The organism is Glycomyces buryatensis, from assembly GCF_004912275.1.
Classification (GTDB): Bacteria; Actinomycetota; Actinomycetes; order Mycobacteriales; family Micromonosporaceae; genus Glycomyces; species Glycomyces buryatensis.
In genome coordinates this window covers 49,849-67,748 of the sequence record NZ_STGY01000029.1, presented here as the reverse complement: position 1 = coordinate 67,748, position 17,900 = coordinate 49,849, and the positions used below count along the sequence as shown (strand labels likewise).

Below are 17,900 nucleotides of genomic sequence, written 5' to 3'. Positions count from 1 at the left end.
ATGCAAACCACTGGACCGCCCCGAACGGCCTGGTCCTGAACCCGCCGTCAGGCGAGTAACCCACGCGCCAAAAGGAGGCCCACAACCGGGCCTCCCCGCTGCTTCCGGCCGCATCGGTTCGGGAGTGTGAGGCGGTCGTCGGTCCCGTGGTTCGGCCCATTGCCTTCGGCTGCGTAACCTCGTTAGGCGTGGTGACGTCCGATCTGCTCCAGCGAGGTGCCGCCGTGACCATCGAAGCCTCCCCATCCGACTGTGAAGTCGTCTTCCGCCCGAGCGATCCGCCGCGCGGCGGGCTCGTTGCCTTCTACCGGCCCGATGGGGGTCCGCTCCCGGACGGAACGGGCGATCGGGGCGAGATCGATGTCGTGGCGGACGCCGCCGGGACGGTCCGGACGTTCCCGGCGATGCTGCTGCGGCCCGAACGCGCCGCCGAATCCCTCGTCCGCCTCGCGGGCGGCACCGACTCGGCCCGCGCCTGGGGCCTGGCCTCCCGCAAAGCACTCGAATGCGTGGCCGCGGGTCGGCTGCTGCCGGGCCTCGACGCCGCAGGCGGCGACGCCTGGCGGATCGGCCCGCTCGACGGACGAGACGCCGACTACCTGCGCGACCTGGCCGCCGCCATGCCGCCGAGCGCCTACGCCATTCCGGTCGAAAGCGGGACGGGCATCCGGATGCCAGATCCGTACCGGCTGCTGCGGGCGTTCCTCGACGCGGTCGCCGATGCCTGGCCCCGCTCGGCGGCCGCGAGACCCACCACCGGTCACGACGCCTTCGCGGTCAATGAACCGACGAAACTGCCCGCCTTCGCCCGCACCGCGGCCGAGCTCGCGCGCGGGCGCGACGAGGGCTGGGGCCCGGCGCTGGCGGTGTCGCTGGAGCCGGACGGCCGGGCGACCGGCCTGGCGCGGCTGTTCGACCGAGCCGACCCCTCTCGGCTGGTCGAGCCCGCCGAAGCCGGCATCGGCGATGCGGAACTGCGGCAGGCGTTCCAGGGTGTCGCCCGGCGGATCAACTGGGGTCCGATCCGGACATTGGGCCGCTCACTGGGACTCAGCGTCCCGCTGGAGGCGCACGACCTGGGCGTCCTGCTCGACGGAGTCGAGGACGATCTGCGCGACCTCGGGGTGGAGGTTCGCTGGTCGACGCGGGTGGACCGGAGCTTGGTGGCGTCGCTGCGGATCGAATCGGCCGCATCCGGCGAGCAGGGCCCTGCACTGTTCTCACTGGACGGGCTGCTGGACTTCAAATGGCAGGCGGCGTGCGCGGACCGGGACCTCACCGAAGCCGAGCTGGACCGGATTGCCGACGCGGCCGGTCCGGCCGTCCGCCTGGACGACCGGTGGGTGCTCGTCGACGAGGCCCTGCGCGAGCGGCTGCGTCGCCGCTTGGCCCGTCCGGCCCCGCTCGAAGGGCTCCGCGCCGCCCTGACCGGGTCGACGACCGTGGGCGACGCCGCCGTCCCGGTGAGCGTCACGGGATCTCTGGCCGACCTGCGCGACCGGCTCACCGACCCCGAGCACCCCGGCAACTGGCCCGTGCCGCAACCGGCCGCGCTGCGCGGGGTCCTGCGCGACTACCAGCTGCGGGGCCTGAACTGGCTGCGCACACTCGCGTCGATGGGACTCGGCTCGTGCCTGGCCGACGATATGGGCCTGGGCAAGACCATCACCCTCATCGCGCTCCACCTGCACCGCCAGTGCGACGGGGCCACCAGCGGCCCGACCCTGGTGGTGTGCCCGGCCTCGCTCCTGGCGAACTGGGCCGCCGAGATCGCCAGGTTCTCGCCCGATTCGGCCGTGCGCCGCTTCCACGGGCCCGGCCGCGACCTCGACAACGTCGGCAAGGACGAGTTCGTACTGACCACCTACGCCACCATGCGTCGCGACGCCGAGGCCCTGGCCGGCATCGAGTGGTCGCTGGTGTGCGCCGACGAGGCCCAGCACGCCAAGAACCCCGCCGCCGAAACCGCGAAAGCCCTGCGCGCCATCCGCTCCGGGGCTCGGGTGGCACTCACCGGCACTCCGGTCGAGAACAACCTCACCGACCTGTGGGCGATCCTCGACTGGACCACCCCGGGGCTGCTGGGGAACCTGAGCGCCTTCCGTGACACGTACGGGCGATCGGTCGAGCGCGGCGACCCCGAGGCCGCCGCCCGCCTGGCCGCCATCCTGCGCCCGTTCATGCTGCGGCGCTTGAAGACCGACCCCGGTATCGCCCCCGAACTGCCCGCCAAGACCATCACCGACCACCCCGTGTCGCTCACCAGGGAGCAGACCGCCCTGTACCGGCGCGTCGTCAAAGACACCATGACGGCCATTCGGGAGGCCGCCGGGATCGAGCGGCGCGGCCTGGTGCTCAAGCTGCTCACCGAACTCAAGCAGATCTGCAACCACCCGGCTCAGTACAGGAAGGAGACCGACCCGGGCAAGGGCAAATCCGCCAAGTTCGAACTGCTCGACGAACTCCTCGACATCACCGCGGCCGAAGGCGCGGCCACGCTCGTGTTCACCCAGTATGCCCAAATGGGGCACCTCCTCTCGACACACTTGAGCCGCAGGGGCATCGAAGCGGAGTTCCTGTACGGCGGCACGCCCGTGGGGCGCCGGGAGGCGATGGTCGAGCGGTTCCAGGCGGGTGAGATGCCGGTGATGCTCTTGTCGCTCAAGGCCGCCGGGGTGGGGCTGAACCTCACCCGCGCCTCCCATGTCGTCCACTTCGACCGGTGGTGGAACCCCGCCGCCGAGGACCAGGCCACCGACCGGGCCTACCGGATCGGCCAGACCCAGGCGGTCCAGGTCCACCGCCTCGTCTGCGAAGGCACCCTCGAAGAGCGCGTCGCGGCCCTCTTGGGGTCCAAACGCGCCCTTGCCGAAACGGTGGTCGGTTCGGGCGAGTCCGCGCTGACCGAGCTGAGCGACGCCCAGCTCCACGAACTCGTCCGACTGGAGGAGACCCGATGAGCTTCGGCCGCAACGTGACCACCCCATGGGGCCAGAACTGGCTCAATATCGCCGAACCTGTACTGCGGAAGGCGGACTCGGGCAGGCTCGAACGCGGGCTGGCCTATGCGACCCCCGGCCGCGTTCCCGAGCCCGAGTTCGAGCCCGGCCGCGCCCTGGCGACCGTGGACGGCAGCGGCACCAGCCGCTACCGCGTCGAGATCATCTTGCCGGGACCCGACCGGATCGAAGCCGGCTGTGACTGTCCGGACCCGGTCCGGCCGTGCAAGCACGTGGTGGCGGTGGTCTTCCGCATCGGCCGGATCATCGATGAGGACCCGTCGGTGCTGCGCACCCTCCGCGCCGCAGGCGGCAACAGCGTGCCGCTCCCCGCCGAACCACTCGCGTCACCAGAGGACCGAACGGCCGGGCGGAGCCGGTGGGGAACCGAACTCGCGACCGACGCGATCGACCCGGCCGACGCGTTCGCCCGCCCCCTCCAGACGTTGCCCGATGCGGTCAGCGCCCCCGACGCAGTCGGCGAGCCCTGCTACTGCCCGCCCAGGCCCGGCACCGGTGTCGACCTCGAAGCCCTCGAATCCATCGCCGCAGTGGCGGCGGGGACGGCCATGACGGCCCTGGTCGAAGCAGACCTCCCCGACGGCGTCGGGGCTACATGAGGGATCCGCCTCGGGAGCCACCTCCGCTCAGAGCTGGGTCGTGCGCGCGAGCTGCCGTTCCCGCAGCGCCGTGAACATCGGCTTTCGAGACGGGGACTCCGCCAAGCCGCCATGGAGCGCCGCGGTGACCGCGGCCGACGCCCTGGAATCGTCGACCGCGGAGATGCAGGCAACAATGATGTCGAGGACCTCGTCGGCCGCCGCGGCCACGAGTTCGGGTTCGGCGGTCTTGGCGCCGTTGGAGAACCCGCGCGCGAGGTCGCTGTCGTTGATGACGCGGCGGCCCGTGCAAGTGTGCATTCGACGCCCGTATCTGGAGCCGTCGATCCAGGAATCGACCATGCACACGAGTTGGTGCGCCGATTGGTCCCACAGCAGGTCGCCGTCGAGTAGTGCCGACAATGCCGGGAGTCGCTGCGCGTGCGCCAGCGTGGACCGGAGGGCGGCCGTAGCGTCGTCCTGGGAAAAATAGCTGTAGGCCATACATGAACCGTATCCGGCCGACGGCCTGAATCCGCGGCTGTCGGAGCTGGAAATCGAGAGATCTCGATGTAATTGCGTCCCCGTCGTGGGCCGCTCCGCATCGATCGCAGGTCCGTTCGATGCGGACTGTTTCAGGATCGATGCCGGTGAGCGCCGATACCGCCAGCCTCGTCACTTCGACGCCGATGGGGAATCGGTCGCGGTCCTCCGCGTGGCGGTAGGAGTGGAGGCACCCGCGCTCGAGTGGCGAGCACCAGGTGAGAAACCGGGGATCGACCCGGTTGGTGCCGGCGATCCAGACCAGGCATTCTCCCGAAGCCTCAATTCGACTGCCTGCCACGGTTCCACGCCTCCCACAGTCCTGCGTACACGCCGCCTCGGTGGACGAGCCCGGTGTGCGTCCCTGTTTCGACCACCCGGCCGTTGTCCACGACCGCGATGCGGTCGGCGCCGCGTGCGACCTGCAGCTGGTGGGCGATCGTGATGACTGTCCGACCGCTCAATGCCGCTGACAGGGCCGCCTCGGTCTCGCCGACTGCGTCGGCGTCGAGCCCGGCGGTCGCCTCGTCAAGGATCACGATCTCGGGATCGGCCAGCACCACTCGAGCCAGCGCAAGCTGCTGTGCCTGTGCGGGGGTGAGCCGGTGGGCGTCGCCGCCGACGACGGTGTCAAGGCCGTCCGGCAGATCGGTTGCCCATGCCGCTCCGACTCGGTGCAACGCTTCGCGTAGCGCATCGTCGTCGCGGTCAGCTGCGAGAGCGAGGTTGTCGCGCAGGCTCGCGTGGAAGACGTGGTGCTCCTGTGTCACCAGGATGACGTTGCGGCGTAGCGATTCCAACTCGATGGTGGCACTGCCGACCCCGCCGATCGTCGCGGTCCCGGATCGCGGTGGTTCGATTCCGGCGATCAGGCGGGCCACGGTCGACTTGCCCGCCCCCGACGGTCCGACGACGGCGAGGTGCTCCCCGACCCTCGGGCGCAGACTCAGAGCGTGGAGCACATCGTGGTGGTCGTCGTATCCGAAACGGACGTCGGCGAGTTCGATCGCGGTGCCGATCGGGCGGCCGGGCCGATCTTCCAAGGGCACCTTGCCGATGCCCTCGACGCGGGCGAGGGCCGCTCCGGCGGACTGGAACTCCGTCAGCGAGTACATGATCCGGTCCAATGGCCCGGCCAGGCGGTAGGCCAGCATAGTGGAGGCGACGACCGCGCCGACCTTGACGCCGCCCGACAGTGCCCATAGCCCGCCGCCGATGAGCACCGCGAAGACCGGCAGCAGGTAGGCGAGGTCGAGCGAGGGCAGGAACCGGCTCTGGAGGCTGATGATCCGCCGCAGCGTCCGGTAGTGCGCCCGCGCCAGCCGGTGTCCCAGCTCCCCGCGTTCGGCCTGGAGGTGGTGCGCCGCAACCGTGCGCGCACCGCTGGACGACGCGGTCAGGGCGTCCGCCAGTTCGCTCATGGCCGCTCGTTCGGCCAGGAACGTCTGACGTGCGGCCCGCAGGTACCAGCGGGATACCAGTGCGAGCGGCGGCAATACGGCGGCCAGCCCCAACGCCAGGAGTGGGTCGATCACGAAGGCCGCGACGATGAGGACGATCAGCTCGATGATTGCGGCCACGACCTCAGGGCCGGTGTATCGGAGCAGTCCCGCCACCGCGGCGACGTCCCCTGTGGTGCGGGTGGTCAGGTCGCCGGTGCCGGCGCGTTCGATCGTGCCGAGCGGCAGGCGGAGCGCCCGCCCCAGTGCCCGTTCTCGGACGCGGGCGGCCGATCGGTCGCCGAAGCGGTGCGAGACTCGCCGGCCGACGCGTACGAGGATCATCTGGGCGCCGATGCAGCCGAAGAGCACCGCGCACACCAGGTCGATCCGGCCCGCGGACCATCCGTCGCCGATGCCGTCAATGACACGGCCCAGCATCACCGGCAGCGCCGCCCCGGCTCCGGCCGCGGCCAGGTAGAGCAGGCACGCGAGCGCGACCGTGCCTTTTTCGTGTCCGAACAGTTCGATGGCCGCTCGGCGCACCTCGCGGGGTTCACTGGTCGGCAACCGGTGGGATTCGCTCCTGCTCACGACGACTCGGTTCTCGCGGCGACCGGGGATCCGGCCGGTTCGTCGGTCAGGTTGATGACCCGGTCGGCCTGAGCGATCCACAGCGGTGAATTGGTGACCACTGCGGTGGTGCGTCCGCGCCTGGCCGACGCGACCAGTTCTGCGATCCGTGCCTCGGTGGCGGCGTCGACCGCTCCGGTCGGGTCCACCGCCAAGAGCACCGACGGTTCGGCCGCAATGGCCCTGGCCAACACCAGGCGCTGCCGTTGGCCTCCCGAAAGGTTCATGCCCCGGTCCGCGACGAGGCGGTCAGCATCACCGATGTCGGTCGCGCAGGCCGTCCGCAGTGCGAGTCGGACCCGGTCCGCGTCTGTGTGAACCACCCCGCCGACGGTGCCGGGGAATAGGTAGTCGTCGTGGTCGAGCAGCAGGATCTCCTCACGTACGGTCGCGAGGTCGTACTCGTTGAGCGGGACGCCGTCCCAGGTCGCCTCCGAGTCGTCGTACCGGGCCAGTCGCCGCATCAGTGCCCCCGCGATGGCGCTGCGCGCGGTGGTGACGACGGTCAGAGCCCCTTCGGGAATGGTGAATCCGGTGAGCGGATCGTGCAGTGGCCCGGTGGCCGCGGCCCGTGAGCCGACAGGCTCGAACTGGCGGGAGTCATCGCCCAGCATCGTCGAGATGCGACCGGCGGCGACACGCGTGCCGACCATGGCATGGGCGTTGCCGAGGAGCGAATTGGAGTACATGACCAGGCCGGTGGCGTAGCCGAACGCCGCGCCCAACTCGCCTACGCTGATCGCCCCGGACAGGGCGAGTCGGGCGCCGATCCAGGTCACCGCACTGATGTAGGCCAAGGGGACGGCCTGCTGCAGGGCCTGCACCCACGAGCTGTGGTCGGTGACGCGGTAGGCCGAATCTCGCAGAGCCGCCGATCGGGTTCGGTAGCGCTCAAAGAACCGCGGCTCCCCGCCGATGCCACGCAGTACGCGCAGACCGGCGACCATGTCTGCCGCCTGTCCGGTCAGATCGGCCAGCGATTCCCGGTAGTCGTTCCAGCGCTGCTGGAGTCGGCCCAACAGCGGGCCGGCGATCAAGACGGTTGCCACCACCCCCACGCCGATCACGACACCCAGCCACGGATTGATCCGCCACACCAACACCGTCCCGAGCACGAACGCGACGAGGTTCATCAGCCCGTGTCCGACAGTGGAATGTATGGAGGCCGCGCCTTCGCTGTCGCCGGTCACCAGGTTCACGATCTCACCGGAAGCGGCGCCGCCGCCCTCGCCGTTCAGGCGGTCCGTGAGGTGCACCGCGGTGCTGCGGCGGGCGGCGGCTTCGGCCAGCGACATCTGCCGGTAGCCGATCACATAGGCGATCGGATTGATCAAGGCGATGGCGAGCATGGCGAAGGCCCACGTCAGCAGCGCCCCGCGGTCCTCTGCGATGATGCCGTCGTCGACCACGCGGGCGAGGAACCACGGCACCGTCATGTGGACTGCGGCGGCCACGGCGAGCGCGATCACGGCGACAGCCAATCTGCCGACGTTCGGTCGGAGAAGCCAGAAGATGAACTTCCACGGGTCGTTCGGGGTTGAGTCCGCAGACGCGGTGAACGCGATGCCGTGGTCGTCGAATCGCACCTGGCCGTCCTCTCATCTGACGGGCTCGGACTGGGGTCTGCCCGGTGATTCCGGCGAGCCTGAATCACCGGATAGTCCCAAGAGCGTTGCATTGGCGCAGTAGGACATTGGTCCTAGGACGGTCCTAGTACTCCATCCGTGAAAGTTGATTGCCGCGGATGGTGAGGGTCTGGTGTCGTTGCAGCGCTTAGGTATGGTCGCTGCGGTCCGTGGCAGTGGTTGGGTCGCGAGGGGCTCGACTCGCACGGGCCGTGACGGAGGTTGTTCGAGTGGAGATCGCCACGGCTTTCAACGACTCATGGCGCCGACCGGACCCTGGGTACTGGCCCGGGGATCGTCGGCCATCGAGCCATCAGTGGATGCTTGTCTCGGCCTTGTGGTTGCTCGCCTCATGGGCACCGCAATCGACACCCGGGTGGACGTCAAGACTCGTGCCCGATACGATCGGCGATCGCCGCGACGAGCCATGGCCGACTTCCCCCGAGGAGCTTGCCACGATCGCGAACCTGCCGGAGGTCTCGGGCGCCGTCCCATACGCCCGCGGGTTGCCCAACGGCGGCCATTCCACGGCGCTCGAGGAATTGGTCTCGCTCATCGCCAGGGCGATCCATGTCGAGGACGCGCGCCGGATGTCGTTGGCCCGGTATCTGGCGAAGGAGATGCTGGACGGCGCGTATGGCGGTCTGCTCCGTCTCACCACAACCAGCGACGATCCGGACCTGCATCTGTTGAGCCGCGACTACTTCGGAACGGCGCGGATCACCCTCGCGTCGGCGCCGACGGTGCAGCCGCCGCCGGTCGTCGCGGACGACGGTGCCGACGGCGCCTTCCGCACCCGGATCTCCTGTCTCGCCACGCTCATGAGCGGGCACCTCATGGTGAACAACAACAACCCCGTCGACTTCAGGTTCCGCATCGGCGCGCTTCCCGAGCGCGGCGCCGAGGACAAGGACCTCCTCGCCGTTGCCACGCGATGGTGGTCGGCCACCCGCGAGGACGCAGAAGACCATGCCGATGAAGCCCCGACGTTTCGCCCGATCACATTCACCGAATTGCGGGCCGCGCTTCACAACATCGCCCGGCTCTCTCTTGTCGAAATGTGGGACGGCTCGTGGGACGGCATCGACGAGATGCCCGAGATTCCGGCCGGCCATGTCGTCACCCATCTCGTCGACGACCTGGTCGATGTCATCGAGGACCGACTGGGCGACGCGCTCGTCGCGGTGAAGGGGTATTTGCCCACCAGGTGGCCGCCGACGGAACCGGTCGATGACTACGGCGACGACGAGTACGTGTACGTGCTGTTCGTGCGCGGCAGCGAAGTGGGCGTGCTCGATATTGATGGGTCCGGCTGACGTTTCTCGGCCTCCCGGCCGAGCATGCCGATCTCCACGGATAGTGGCGGATCGCTCGCTGTCGAGAAACTCAGCGACGAGGGCGCCGATGCGGACCCGCAGCTCCCGCTCCTCCCAACACGCGCGTTCGAGCAGGTAGTGCAGCCGGTCCGGGCTGGAATGCCCGGCCCATTCGGCGATCGTGACGCAGTTCTTCCGTTCCAGGCTCGCCAGCAGGCCCTTCGTGTAGTCGCGGGCGCTCATCCGGCACGGCCGCGAGGGAAACAGGTCGGCCATCGCATCGAACACCGCCTGCCCGGCGGCATCGAACACTTCCTCAAGTATCTTGGCCTCAGCCGCCGCGCTCGTCTCTTCTTGTCTCACGACATGAAGCGTGCGAGAGCGGCTGTTCCTTCCTGCGCCCCAATCCCATCCGTTTCAAGACCTGTCACGAATCACGGATGGAGTATTAGAGGCGAAAGCGAGCATGAGAATCCCTGGGAGGAATCATGAAGCGCGCACAATATACGGCACGTGCCGCCGGGGTAGCGATAGGTCTAGCGACTGTTGTCGCCTATGGCAGCGAAGAAACTAGAACCTGTCAAGAATGGCTTACTCCCGAGCAAGCAAGCTCTGAGTGGAACGTCTGCAACGTCGACACCGATACGCTTGACCCGCTCACTACCGAGCAGCTGACACGCGAGGAATTCGCGCAACGCGAAGAAGATGTGGAACGTGCAGTGGAAGACGCCTTTTCAGATGGCTGGGACGAGAATGCGAGTGATCTCGAACCGGGTATGAAGTCCTGCGAGGATTGGGCTATCGAGTTCAACGACGAGCCGGACGACATCTGCTGGATGACGGATATCTGGCCGGATACTCCACTGTACGAGGATGAGTATTTGGTGTTTGCCGAATATTATGAGCACGAGAGGTACTGCTCAGAAGTCCTCAATCAAGATGGAACGTACGACACGCCCAAAGAGAAGGACTGTGAAGAGTTCTACTACAGTGAGGCTCCGACCCTAGAGGACATGCGGTGATGTTTTCGCCGGGTCTGGGCTAAAGGTTGTCCCGCAAATGGGCGTAGTGCTGGGTCAACGAGGTCCCTTGGCGGTGCCTGTCGTGTCCCGTGACTCATCCGGAGATAGGCTCGGCTTCATGGCTCCCGATACTCCCTCCGACGTTGTCCGCTATGTCTCCGAGGTCTCGTCGGTACTTGCCGATGCGTGTCCCGACCTGGTCGGCGTCTACGTGCATGGCTCTGCGGTGTTGGGAGGGTTCCGCGCCTCCCGCAGTGACGTGGACGTGCTGGCCGTCATCGCCGAGCCCGGCAGCAGGTCCGACCAGCAGGCCATGGGCGAGGCCGTGGCAGCGACCGCGGCGCGGTGCCCGGGCACGGGGCTGGAGATGAGCGTCATCACCGCAGCGACAGCGGCCAGTCTCGATTCCTGCCCCTTCGAGGTGCACATCCGGACCAACGCGACCGAGACTGTCGTTATCCCCGGGGCCGGCAACGGCGATGACACCGACCTGATCCTGCACTGCGCCGTGTGCCGCGAGCATGCCCTCGCCGTGCACGGTCCGCCGCCTGCCGAGGTGTTCGGCCCTGTGCCCGCCGACCGCGTCGGTGCTGCGATGCTCGGTGAACTGCGGTGGGGGCTGGACCAAGGGGAGGCGACCTATGCGGTCCTCAACGCCTGTCGGGCGCTGCGATTCGCCGATGACGGGCAACTGGTTTCGAAGGTCGACGGCGGCCGATGGTATCAGGCCCGGCACGGGAATGATGCGGTCGTCACCGCGGCCCTCGCCCACCAGAGTGAGGGGCGGACTGGACTGGCGGCGCCCGCCGCCGTCGCATTCGTGGCCGCAGCATATGGCCGCCTGAAGACTGTCCTGTTATTGGTTGTGGCCCAACGGTTTAGGATGTCCGGGTGGGTGTGGTGACCGCTGCCGAGGAGTGCTGGATCGAGCCGTTTTCGGGGTTGCGGCCCAGGGTGTTCGCCCGTCTGGCGCGCCAACTCGAACACGAAGGCACTGACGCTCCCCGTCGGTGCCGGCCCCAGGGCGTGATTGAAAACCGGTCTTGTCCGGTGATGTCGCGATTCCGATGACTGGCACTGGCCTGCAATGGTTTTGCTGGTTGTGTCGGATAGTGCGGGCGAGGTTGTCGACTCCAGCGAGCCGCCCGGTACCCGACCGAGAACACAGAACGTCTCCACCACCCCGGTGGGGACGTTCAACTTTGTTTTAGAACGGCTTCGCTTACGAGCTGCCACATTTCGTAGTTCCCGCATTCTGCCGTGATCGCGGCCGTCGACTCAGCTGCGGTGAAGAAGTCATCGACCACTTGCGACGTGCGCGATGCCGCCATCGCGAGGCACACCTGTTCAGGCGCCAGATCCGGGATGGGCACATAGACGATGTCCGGATGTGAGTAGAACACGGTCGCCGAACGAGCCAGATACGAGATGCCCCTGCCAGCCGCGACATGCTCGAGCGTCTCGTCCACCCCGCGCACCCGGTATCCGGCGTTGGGGTGCGGGCGCCTGGTGGGCTGCGTGCTCGGGACGCCATGCCAGACCAGCGGTTCGCCGACCAGGTCGGCCTCGGTGACCTCCTCCTTGCCTGCCAACCGGTGTCCGGTGGGCAGCACCGCCACTCGCGGTTCAGTGTACAGCGAGGTGACGCGCAGTCCGGTCTCGTCGATGGGCAGCCGCACGTAGGCGACGTCGATGCGACCGTCGAGCAACATCGCGGCCTGGTCGTCCCGTTCGATCCGCTGCACGTCCACGACCACGTCCGGGTGCTGGGCCTCGAACGCCCGTGCCGCCGGGATGACCGGGATGCCTGCCCGGAAGCCGACCATCAGCCGCTCGCTGCCGCGGGCGGCCACGTTCACCCGGCGGCGGACCGCTTGCGCGGAGGCGAGCATCGGACCGGCGTCGGCCAGTAGTTGTCGGCCCGCGTCGGTCAGCGCCACACCATGACTGTCCCTAATAAACAACGGGGAGCCGAGATCCTTTTCCAGAGCGCGGATCTGCCGACTGAGCGCGGGCTGCGCGATGTGCAGCTCCTCGGCGGCGCGGCCGAAGTGCAGCCGGTCGGCGACGGCGACGAAGTAGCGCAGCTTGCGTAGGTCCAGATCCATGGAGCCTCCCGGTCCGGCAATGCCCCCAAGGTATCACCGCGGCTGAAACAGGTCTTGGACAAGCGCTCTGACCAGTGGCATCGTCGATGGGGACCGAGCCAATTCGGTGAATCGGGACATGCATCAACGCAAGGGAGTGGTCGTGGGAAAGCTCGATGGCAAGGTGGCGGTGATCACCGGTGGATCAACCGGCCTGGCGCTGGCCGGTGCCGAGTTGTTTGTTGACGAAGGAGCCCATGTCTTCATCATGGGCCGGCGGCAGGACGCGCTGGACGACGCCGTCAAGCGGATCGGCCGGAACGTGACCGCTGTGCAGGGCGATGCGTCCGACCTGGACGACCTTGACCACTTGTACGACACGGTCAAGCGGGAAAAGGGCTCGATCGACGTCCTGTGGGCGAGTGCCGGGATGGGCGAGCCGGGCAAGCTCGGCGAGATCACCGAAGAGCAGTTCCATGCCTCCTTCTGGCTGAACGCCCGCGGGACGCTGTTCACGGTGCAGAAGGCGCTGCCGCTGATCAACGACGAGGGCTCGATCTTCATGACAGGGTCGAACGCTTCGCTCGGGGCCTTCCCCGGCTGGAGTCTGTACGCGGGGAGCAAGGCTGTGCAGCAGGCCTGGGCCCGCGTGTGGCTCAACGAGTTGAAGGACAGGCGGATCCGGGTGAACGTACTGACCCCCGGCCAGGTCGCCACTGCGAAGCAGGAGGAACTGTTCGACGAGGAGGCGAAAGCGGCATTCGAGTCGCTGATCCCGCGGGGAACGATGGGCCGCCCTGAGGAGATTGCGGCGGTCGCGCTGTTCCTCGCCTCGGACGATTCGAGTTATGTGAACGGGCTGGAGCTGGTCGCCGACGGCGGCACCACGGCGATCTGACCGGGAGACACCTCAACAGGCCGACGCACTGGGCCTGACCCGGCGCGAACGAGATGAAGCGAAACCAGGAGGAGACGACACATCATGAGCAGCATCAGCATCAGCATCATCGGCTCGGGGAACATGGCCAGCGCCATCGGCACCCTGGCACTCAAGGGCGGCCACACCGTCGAGGTGATCGGCCGCGACGCGGCCAAGTCCGCGGCACTGGCCAAGACACTCGGTGGCGGCGCCACAGCCGGGACATTCGGTGCCGCCCCGGCAGGCGACATCGTCGTCCTCGCGGTGCTGGCCGACGGCGCCGTGCCAGCCGTCCGCGAGTTCGGGGACGCGCTGGCAGGCAAGATCATCGTCGACATCACCAACCCCTTCAACGCCACCGGCACCGGGCTGGCCGTCCCTCACGACACCTCCATCGCGCAGAGGGTGGCCGAGGCCGCGCCCGCGAGCGCCCATGTCGTGAAGGCGTTCAACACTCTTTTCCGCCATGTCCTGGCCCAAGGCGGCCCGGTGGACGTGTTCATGGCCGGCGACGACCCGCAGGCAAAGGCACGCGTGTCCGCGTTCATCGAAAGCCTCGGACAGCGCCCGCGGGACACTGGCGACCTGAGCATGGCCCACTGGGTTGAAGGAGCGGGCCTGTTGACGATGGGCTTGGCTCGCTACGGCGTGGGGAACTTCGACTTCTCCCTCGGCATCAACAACCTCGGGTGAGCGCCCCCGCGCCACCACTTCTCGCGCCACCTCACCTACAAGGAGCAGTAGCATGCACGTTTTCGTCACTGGCGGGACCGGCCATTCCGGCTCGTACATCATCCCCGAACTCATCGACGCCGGGCACGAGGTCACCGGCCTGGCCCGGTCGGATACCGCTGCGGCGGCGCTGTCCGCGCTCGGCGCGAAGGTACGCCGCGGCGACCTCCAGGACCTCGACGGGCTCAAGGAGGCGGCCGCAGATTCCGACGGCGTCATCCACGTCGCGCACAGGCGAGACCTGCTTCCCTCCGGCGGGATCGACGCCGTGGCCGCCGCGGAGCTCCCGATCATGCGCGCGTACGGCGAGGCATTGGCGGGAACCGGGAAACCGCTGGTCGCGGCGGGGAGCATCGGCTCGCCCGGGAACCTGGGCCGACCGGCCACCGAGGAGGACCCGGCCCTTCCTGTCGGGGATGAGCACAAGGGCACCCTGCGGGCTCGCAACGCCGTGGAGACCGCCGTGGTCGGTCTCGCTGAGCGGGGAGTGCGGTCCTCGGTCGTGCGGATCGCGAACATCGCGCACAGCACGACCGATCGTGCCGGCTTCCTTCCCATGCTGATCGCGCTCGCGAAGGAGAAGGGCTTCGCCGGCTATCCCGGATACGGCAAGAACGTGTGGAACGCCGTGCATATCCGCGATGCCGCCTCCTTGTTCCGTTTGGCGCTGGAGAAGGGCCCGGCCGGCAAATACTGGCACGCGGTCGGGGACGGGGCCATCCCGCTCCGCGAGATCGCCGAGGCCATTGGCAGCCGTCTGGGCCTACCCGCCGTGAGCATTCCCGCGGACGAACTGATGGTGCCGGGATACTTTGGCTTCCTTGCGAACATAGTCACGCAGAGCTTCCCAGTGTCCAATCTCGTCACCCGCCGGACTCTCGGCTGGGAGCCCGCGCAGCCCGGCCTGCTATTCGATTTGGACAACGATCAGTACTTCTCCGCAAGCTGACGCAGGTTGTTCGGCTTCGCGGGTTCGGGGCGGGTAGGCGCGTTCTGGGCCTGCCTCGGTGGGTTTGATTGGGGAGCAGACGAAGACGGGCGCCGAACAGTGGACCATTTGGGTATCGAATCCGTTGGTCCGCAAGGAGTTCCATGCCCGCTCCGGTATCTTCCTGTGTCCTCGAATCCTTGTCGGCGGTGGGGCCGCTCCAACTCGACGAGCTGCCCGACCTGCGGGAGTACCTGTCGTGGGTGCCCGACCCGCGTGGGCGGCAGGGCCGGTGGCACCCGATCGGGTCCGTGCTGGCCGTGTGCCGCGGCGGTGCTGGCGGGTCGGTCGAGCCCGGCCGAGATCGCCGAATGGGTCGCCGACGCCCCGGCCGAGGTTCTGGCCGCGCTGCGAGTGCGTCGCCATCCGCTCCGAACCCGTACCGCGCCCTCGCGCGGGTGCCTGACGGCGGTACTGCGCCGCATCGACACCGAAGCACTGGATCGGGCCGTATCCGCCTGGCTGGCCGCGCGCCACTCGCTCACCGAAGACAACCCCGAGACCGGCCACGGGCGCAGCGAGTCACGCCCGATCAAGACCTGCGGCATCGACCCCGCGCTCGGGCAGCTGCTGTTCCCCCGCGCCGTCACCAGCCTCGACGCCCACCAAGCCGACCCGGCCGATCTCGCCGTACTCATCCGGGGACATTGGACCATAGAGAACAGGTCCCACCTGGTCAGAGACATCGCCTTCCGTGAAGACGCGTGCCGGACCCGGACCGACTCCGCATCCCGTGCCCTGACCGCCTTCCGCAACCTCACCGACCGATCAGGCCTGCCGCTCTCGCTCGGCGTCTCAGCGGCTAACCTCCATGATTCGCAAGCCCTCGAACCGTTGGGGCAGGGGATCCCGAAGATCAAGTCGCGGCGCGGGCCCAGGCGCCGCAAGCCGGCGAAGCTGCACGCGGACAAGGCTTACGACATCCCCGACTGCCACCGGGCCCTGCGCGAACGCCGGATCGGCGACCGCATCGCCCGCCGCAGCATCGAGTCCTCCGCCCGGCTCAGCCGCCACCGCTGGGCCGTCGAACGCACCATCTCCTGGCTCGGCGGCTATCGTCGTCTCACCATCCGATACGAACGCCACGGCCGCCTCTTCGCCGCATTCCTCGCCCTCGCAGCAGCCCTCACCTGCTACAAGAAACTCGCCAACTGAGACACGCTCTTAATGAACCCGGCCTCTGTCAATTCACAGGGTAATGAAGAATTGCTAATTCGCCTTGGCTAACCCGTCCAACAACTCCCGGAGATCCTTCGGAGGCTGGTCCATTGAACTTTCTATCGTATCGAGAACTGGACTCTTGACCTCTCCCGCCATTAGTACTCCAGTTGTAGGTTCGGGTTTCAGGCGTTGAGCAGCTGAGAGGTGTAGCCGGTGAACAGGATCGAGTTCGTGGTCGAAGCTGCCGATGCTCCTGGTTCTGAGGCGCTTGGGGTGCCATGGTTGGCGATTTTGATCGATGGGGTGCGGCTGCAGGAGTTGGTGCGTCCGATCGAGCGGCCGTTGGCATTGGCGGAGGTCGACGGCGATGAGGATGAGGCGCCTTCCTCCGGGGGTTACGTCGGCCTGGGGTTGTCGGATGGGGTCTTCTGGCCGAGCCTGCACTTTCTCGGGGAGCCGGAGCTGTCTTACTGCAACGAGGGTGACACGGTGCTGCTCGGCTGCCCGTGCGGGCTGTGGGGCTGCTGGCCGCTTTCTGCGCGTGTCGACGTGACCAATACGAGCGTGACCTGGTCGGGGTTCTTCAACGGAATGCGGAAATCCTGGGATCTTGCTGGGTTGGGTCCGTTCGTTTTCGACCGGCGACAATATGAGGCGTCACTGCGAAGCACTGCGCCGCCTTCGGCAACGCCATTATCCAATCCGCGGAAACCGCCACCGGAGTATTTGCAGGTGTAGGTTCGGGTTTTCATGCGGCGAGGGTGTGTTGCCGCTGGTAATGCAGTCGTTTGGCGGTGGCCTGGTGGCGGCGTCGCCAGGTCGACCAGCGGAGGCGATGCTCCCAGCCGATCCGCGGCGCTGCTTCGCTGGCCAGGAGGTGGCGGATCTCGTTGCAGGTCAAGGCGATCATGTCCGGTTCGGTCTCGGTGTCCTCGGTGGTGCGGGTGATGGCGAGGAAGCCGTAGGCGAGCATGGCGAGGTGACCCACCGGTGCCAGGAGGTCCAGGTCCTCACCTGGTGCTCATCGAGCGCGGCGAGTTCCTTCGCGCCCTGGAACGATTCTTCGATCCTCCAGCGCATTCCGGCGACGGTGACCGGCGTCCACCGGAGTTGATGCCATAGGCCTCATCGCCGGTCGCGAAGTCCGCAGCGATGCCCGCGTCGAGCGCGGCCTCGATCATGTCGGCGGCCAACTCGGGCTTGGTCGCGAACACGACGTCCTCAGGTACTCCGGCTCTCTCACGCCGCTGAGCATCGTCAGCCCACACTTTCGGCAGATAGAGGCGCCCATCGACCGCCGCGTGCCCGGCCTGCGTGGCGAGGGCGAGGTAGACGGCCAGCTGGCAGTTCTCGATCCGGCCCGCGGTCCCCGAGCACTGCCGCTGCACCCCGACCGTCGATGCGCCTTTCTTGACATCGCCGGTCTCGTCGACGGCGAGGACCCGCAGGCCGCCGACTGTGTTCAAGTGCTCGGACACGTAGGCCCGGAACTCGCTGCGGACCTGGGCATCGTTCCACTTCGCGCGGGAGAGCAGGTGCTGGAACCGCCACGGTCCGGCCTCGCCGGCCTGCTCGGCAAGCGTCCAGCAGTTCCGCCGTTCCAGATGCGCCATCAACGCATTCACCAGGCGCTTCGCGTTCAGACGGGTTTCGATGCGGCGAAATGCCGGAGCAGTCCGGGCCAGCAGCGCGTCCAGGCCCTCCCGCCACCGTTCCACGGCTACACTCAATTCAACGGCCGTCGTGCTCTTCAGTTGCGTCACAACAACAATGATCACGACGGCCGTCCTCATGTCCAGCGTTGGCATCCCCGCAGCTCAAACCCCGAACTCTCACT

Annotated in this window: 13 protein-coding genes and 3 pseudogenes; 11 read left to right on the top strand and 5 right to left on the bottom strand. The window is 67.7% G+C overall.

Annotated features, from left to right (window positions below; genetic code table 11):
• Positions 1 to 224: 224 nt before the first annotated feature.
• Together FAB82_RS07835 and FAB82_RS07830 are read left to right on the top strand one after the other, a co-directional pair.
• On the top strand, positions 225 to 2,960 hold the full coding sequence (locus FAB82_RS07835; protein ID WP_211116442.1) for a DEAD/DEAH box helicase: 2,736 nt from the start codon (positions 225 to 227) through the stop codon (positions 2,958 to 2,960).
• The gene (locus tag FAB82_RS07830; protein WP_136533985.1) at positions 2,957 to 3,619 is read left to right on the top strand and encodes a hypothetical protein; all 663 of its coding nucleotides are present in this window, start codon (positions 2,957 to 2,959) and stop codon (positions 3,617 to 3,619) included. The genes FAB82_RS07835 and FAB82_RS07830 overlap by 4 nt, the downstream gene beginning before the upstream one ends.
• A gap of 27 nt (positions 3,620 to 3,646) precedes the next feature.
• Here the strand turns inward: FAB82_RS07830 and FAB82_RS07825 are convergent, their stop codons facing one another.
• From FAB82_RS07825 to FAB82_RS07815, 3 genes are all read right to left on the bottom strand, one after another.
• On the bottom strand, positions 3,647 to 4,102 hold the full coding sequence (locus FAB82_RS07825; protein ID WP_136533984.1) for a hypothetical protein: 456 nt from the start codon (positions 4,100 to 4,102) through the stop codon (positions 3,647 to 3,649).
• A 320-nt stretch (positions 4,103 to 4,422) separates the two neighbouring features.
• Positions 4,423 to 6,174 (bottom strand): ABC transporter ATP-binding protein, encoded by a 1,752-nt coding sequence (locus FAB82_RS07820; RefSeq protein WP_168801480.1) that lies wholly within the window; start codon positions 6,172 to 6,174, stop codon positions 4,423 to 4,425.
• Positions 6,171 to 7,799 carry an ABC transporter transmembrane domain-containing protein gene (locus FAB82_RS07815; protein ID WP_136533982.1) on the bottom strand — a complete coding sequence of 543 codons (1,629 nt, stop codon included), beginning with the start codon at positions 7,797 to 7,799 and terminating at the stop codon, positions 6,171 to 6,173. The genes FAB82_RS07820 and FAB82_RS07815 overlap by 4 nt, the downstream gene beginning before the upstream one ends.
• A 431-nt stretch (positions 7,800 to 8,230) precedes the next feature.
• Between FAB82_RS07815 and FAB82_RS27920 the strand changes: the two genes are divergently transcribed.
• The 3 genes from FAB82_RS27920 (at position 8,231) to FAB82_RS07800 (ending at position 11,080) form a co-directional block, all read left to right on the top strand.
• Positions 8,231 to 9,154, top strand: coding sequence for a hypothetical protein (locus tag FAB82_RS27920; RefSeq protein ID WP_246039500.1), 924 nt, complete (start codon positions 8,231 to 8,233; stop codon positions 9,152 to 9,154).
• Between the two features lie 488 nt (positions 9,155 to 9,642).
• Entirely contained in the window at positions 9,643 to 10,176 is a 534-nt protein-coding gene (locus tag FAB82_RS07805) for a hypothetical protein (RefSeq protein ID WP_136533980.1), read from the top strand.
• A gap of 118 nt (positions 10,177 to 10,294) precedes the next feature.
• Complete coding sequence (locus FAB82_RS07800; protein WP_168801479.1) at positions 10,295 to 11,080, top strand: aminoglycoside adenylyltransferase domain-containing protein; 786 nt, start codon at positions 10,295 to 10,297, stop codon at positions 11,078 to 11,080.
• A 292-nt stretch (positions 11,081 to 11,372) separates the two neighbouring features.
• Here the strand turns inward: FAB82_RS07800 and FAB82_RS07795 are convergent, their stop codons facing one another.
• Positions 11,373 to 12,284: a LysR family transcriptional regulator gene (locus FAB82_RS07795; protein WP_136533978.1), complete on the bottom strand. Its 912-nt coding sequence runs from the start codon at positions 12,282 to 12,284 to the stop codon at positions 11,373 to 11,375.
• 142 nt (positions 12,285 to 12,426) lie between these two features.
• Here FAB82_RS07795 and FAB82_RS07790 point away from each other — a divergent pair, with 142 nt between their 5' ends.
• The 6 genes and pseudogenes from FAB82_RS07790 (at position 12,427) to FAB82_RS07770 (ending at position 16,801) form a co-directional block, all read left to right on the top strand.
• The gene (locus tag FAB82_RS07790; protein WP_136533977.1) at positions 12,427 to 13,161 is read left to right on the top strand and encodes an SDR family NAD(P)-dependent oxidoreductase; all 735 of its coding nucleotides are present in this window, start codon (positions 12,427 to 12,429) and stop codon (positions 13,159 to 13,161) included.
• An 84-nt stretch (positions 13,162 to 13,245) separates the two neighbouring features.
• Complete coding sequence (locus tag FAB82_RS07785) at positions 13,246 to 13,875, top strand: NADPH-dependent F420 reductase (RefSeq protein WP_136533976.1); 630 nt, start codon at positions 13,246 to 13,248, stop codon at positions 13,873 to 13,875.
• 52 nt (positions 13,876 to 13,927) lie between these two features.
• The gene (locus tag FAB82_RS07780) at positions 13,928 to 14,863 is read left to right on the top strand and encodes an SDR family oxidoreductase (protein ID WP_136533975.1); all 936 of its coding nucleotides are present in this window, start codon (positions 13,928 to 13,930) and stop codon (positions 14,861 to 14,863) included.
• Positions 14,864 to 14,962: 99 nt separating this feature from the next.
• Positions 14,963 to 15,355, top strand: a pseudogene (locus FAB82_RS28555) (transposase family protein); the annotation flags it as partial.
• A gap of 303 nt (positions 15,356 to 15,658) precedes the next feature.
• Positions 15,659 to 16,057: pseudogene (locus FAB82_RS27910) on the top strand (transposase); the annotation flags it as partial.
• 219 nt (positions 16,058 to 16,276) lie between these two features.
• Positions 16,277 to 16,801, top strand: coding sequence for a hypothetical protein (locus FAB82_RS07770; RefSeq protein ID WP_211116441.1), 525 nt, complete (start codon positions 16,277 to 16,279; stop codon positions 16,799 to 16,801).
• Between the two features lie 175 nt (positions 16,802 to 16,976).
• On the opposite strand, the pseudogene FAB82_RS07765 reads toward FAB82_RS07770, so the two are convergent.
• Positions 16,977 to 17,781: pseudogene (locus FAB82_RS07765) on the bottom strand (IS701 family transposase); the annotation flags it as partial.
• Positions 17,782 to 17,900 lie beyond the last annotated feature (119 nt).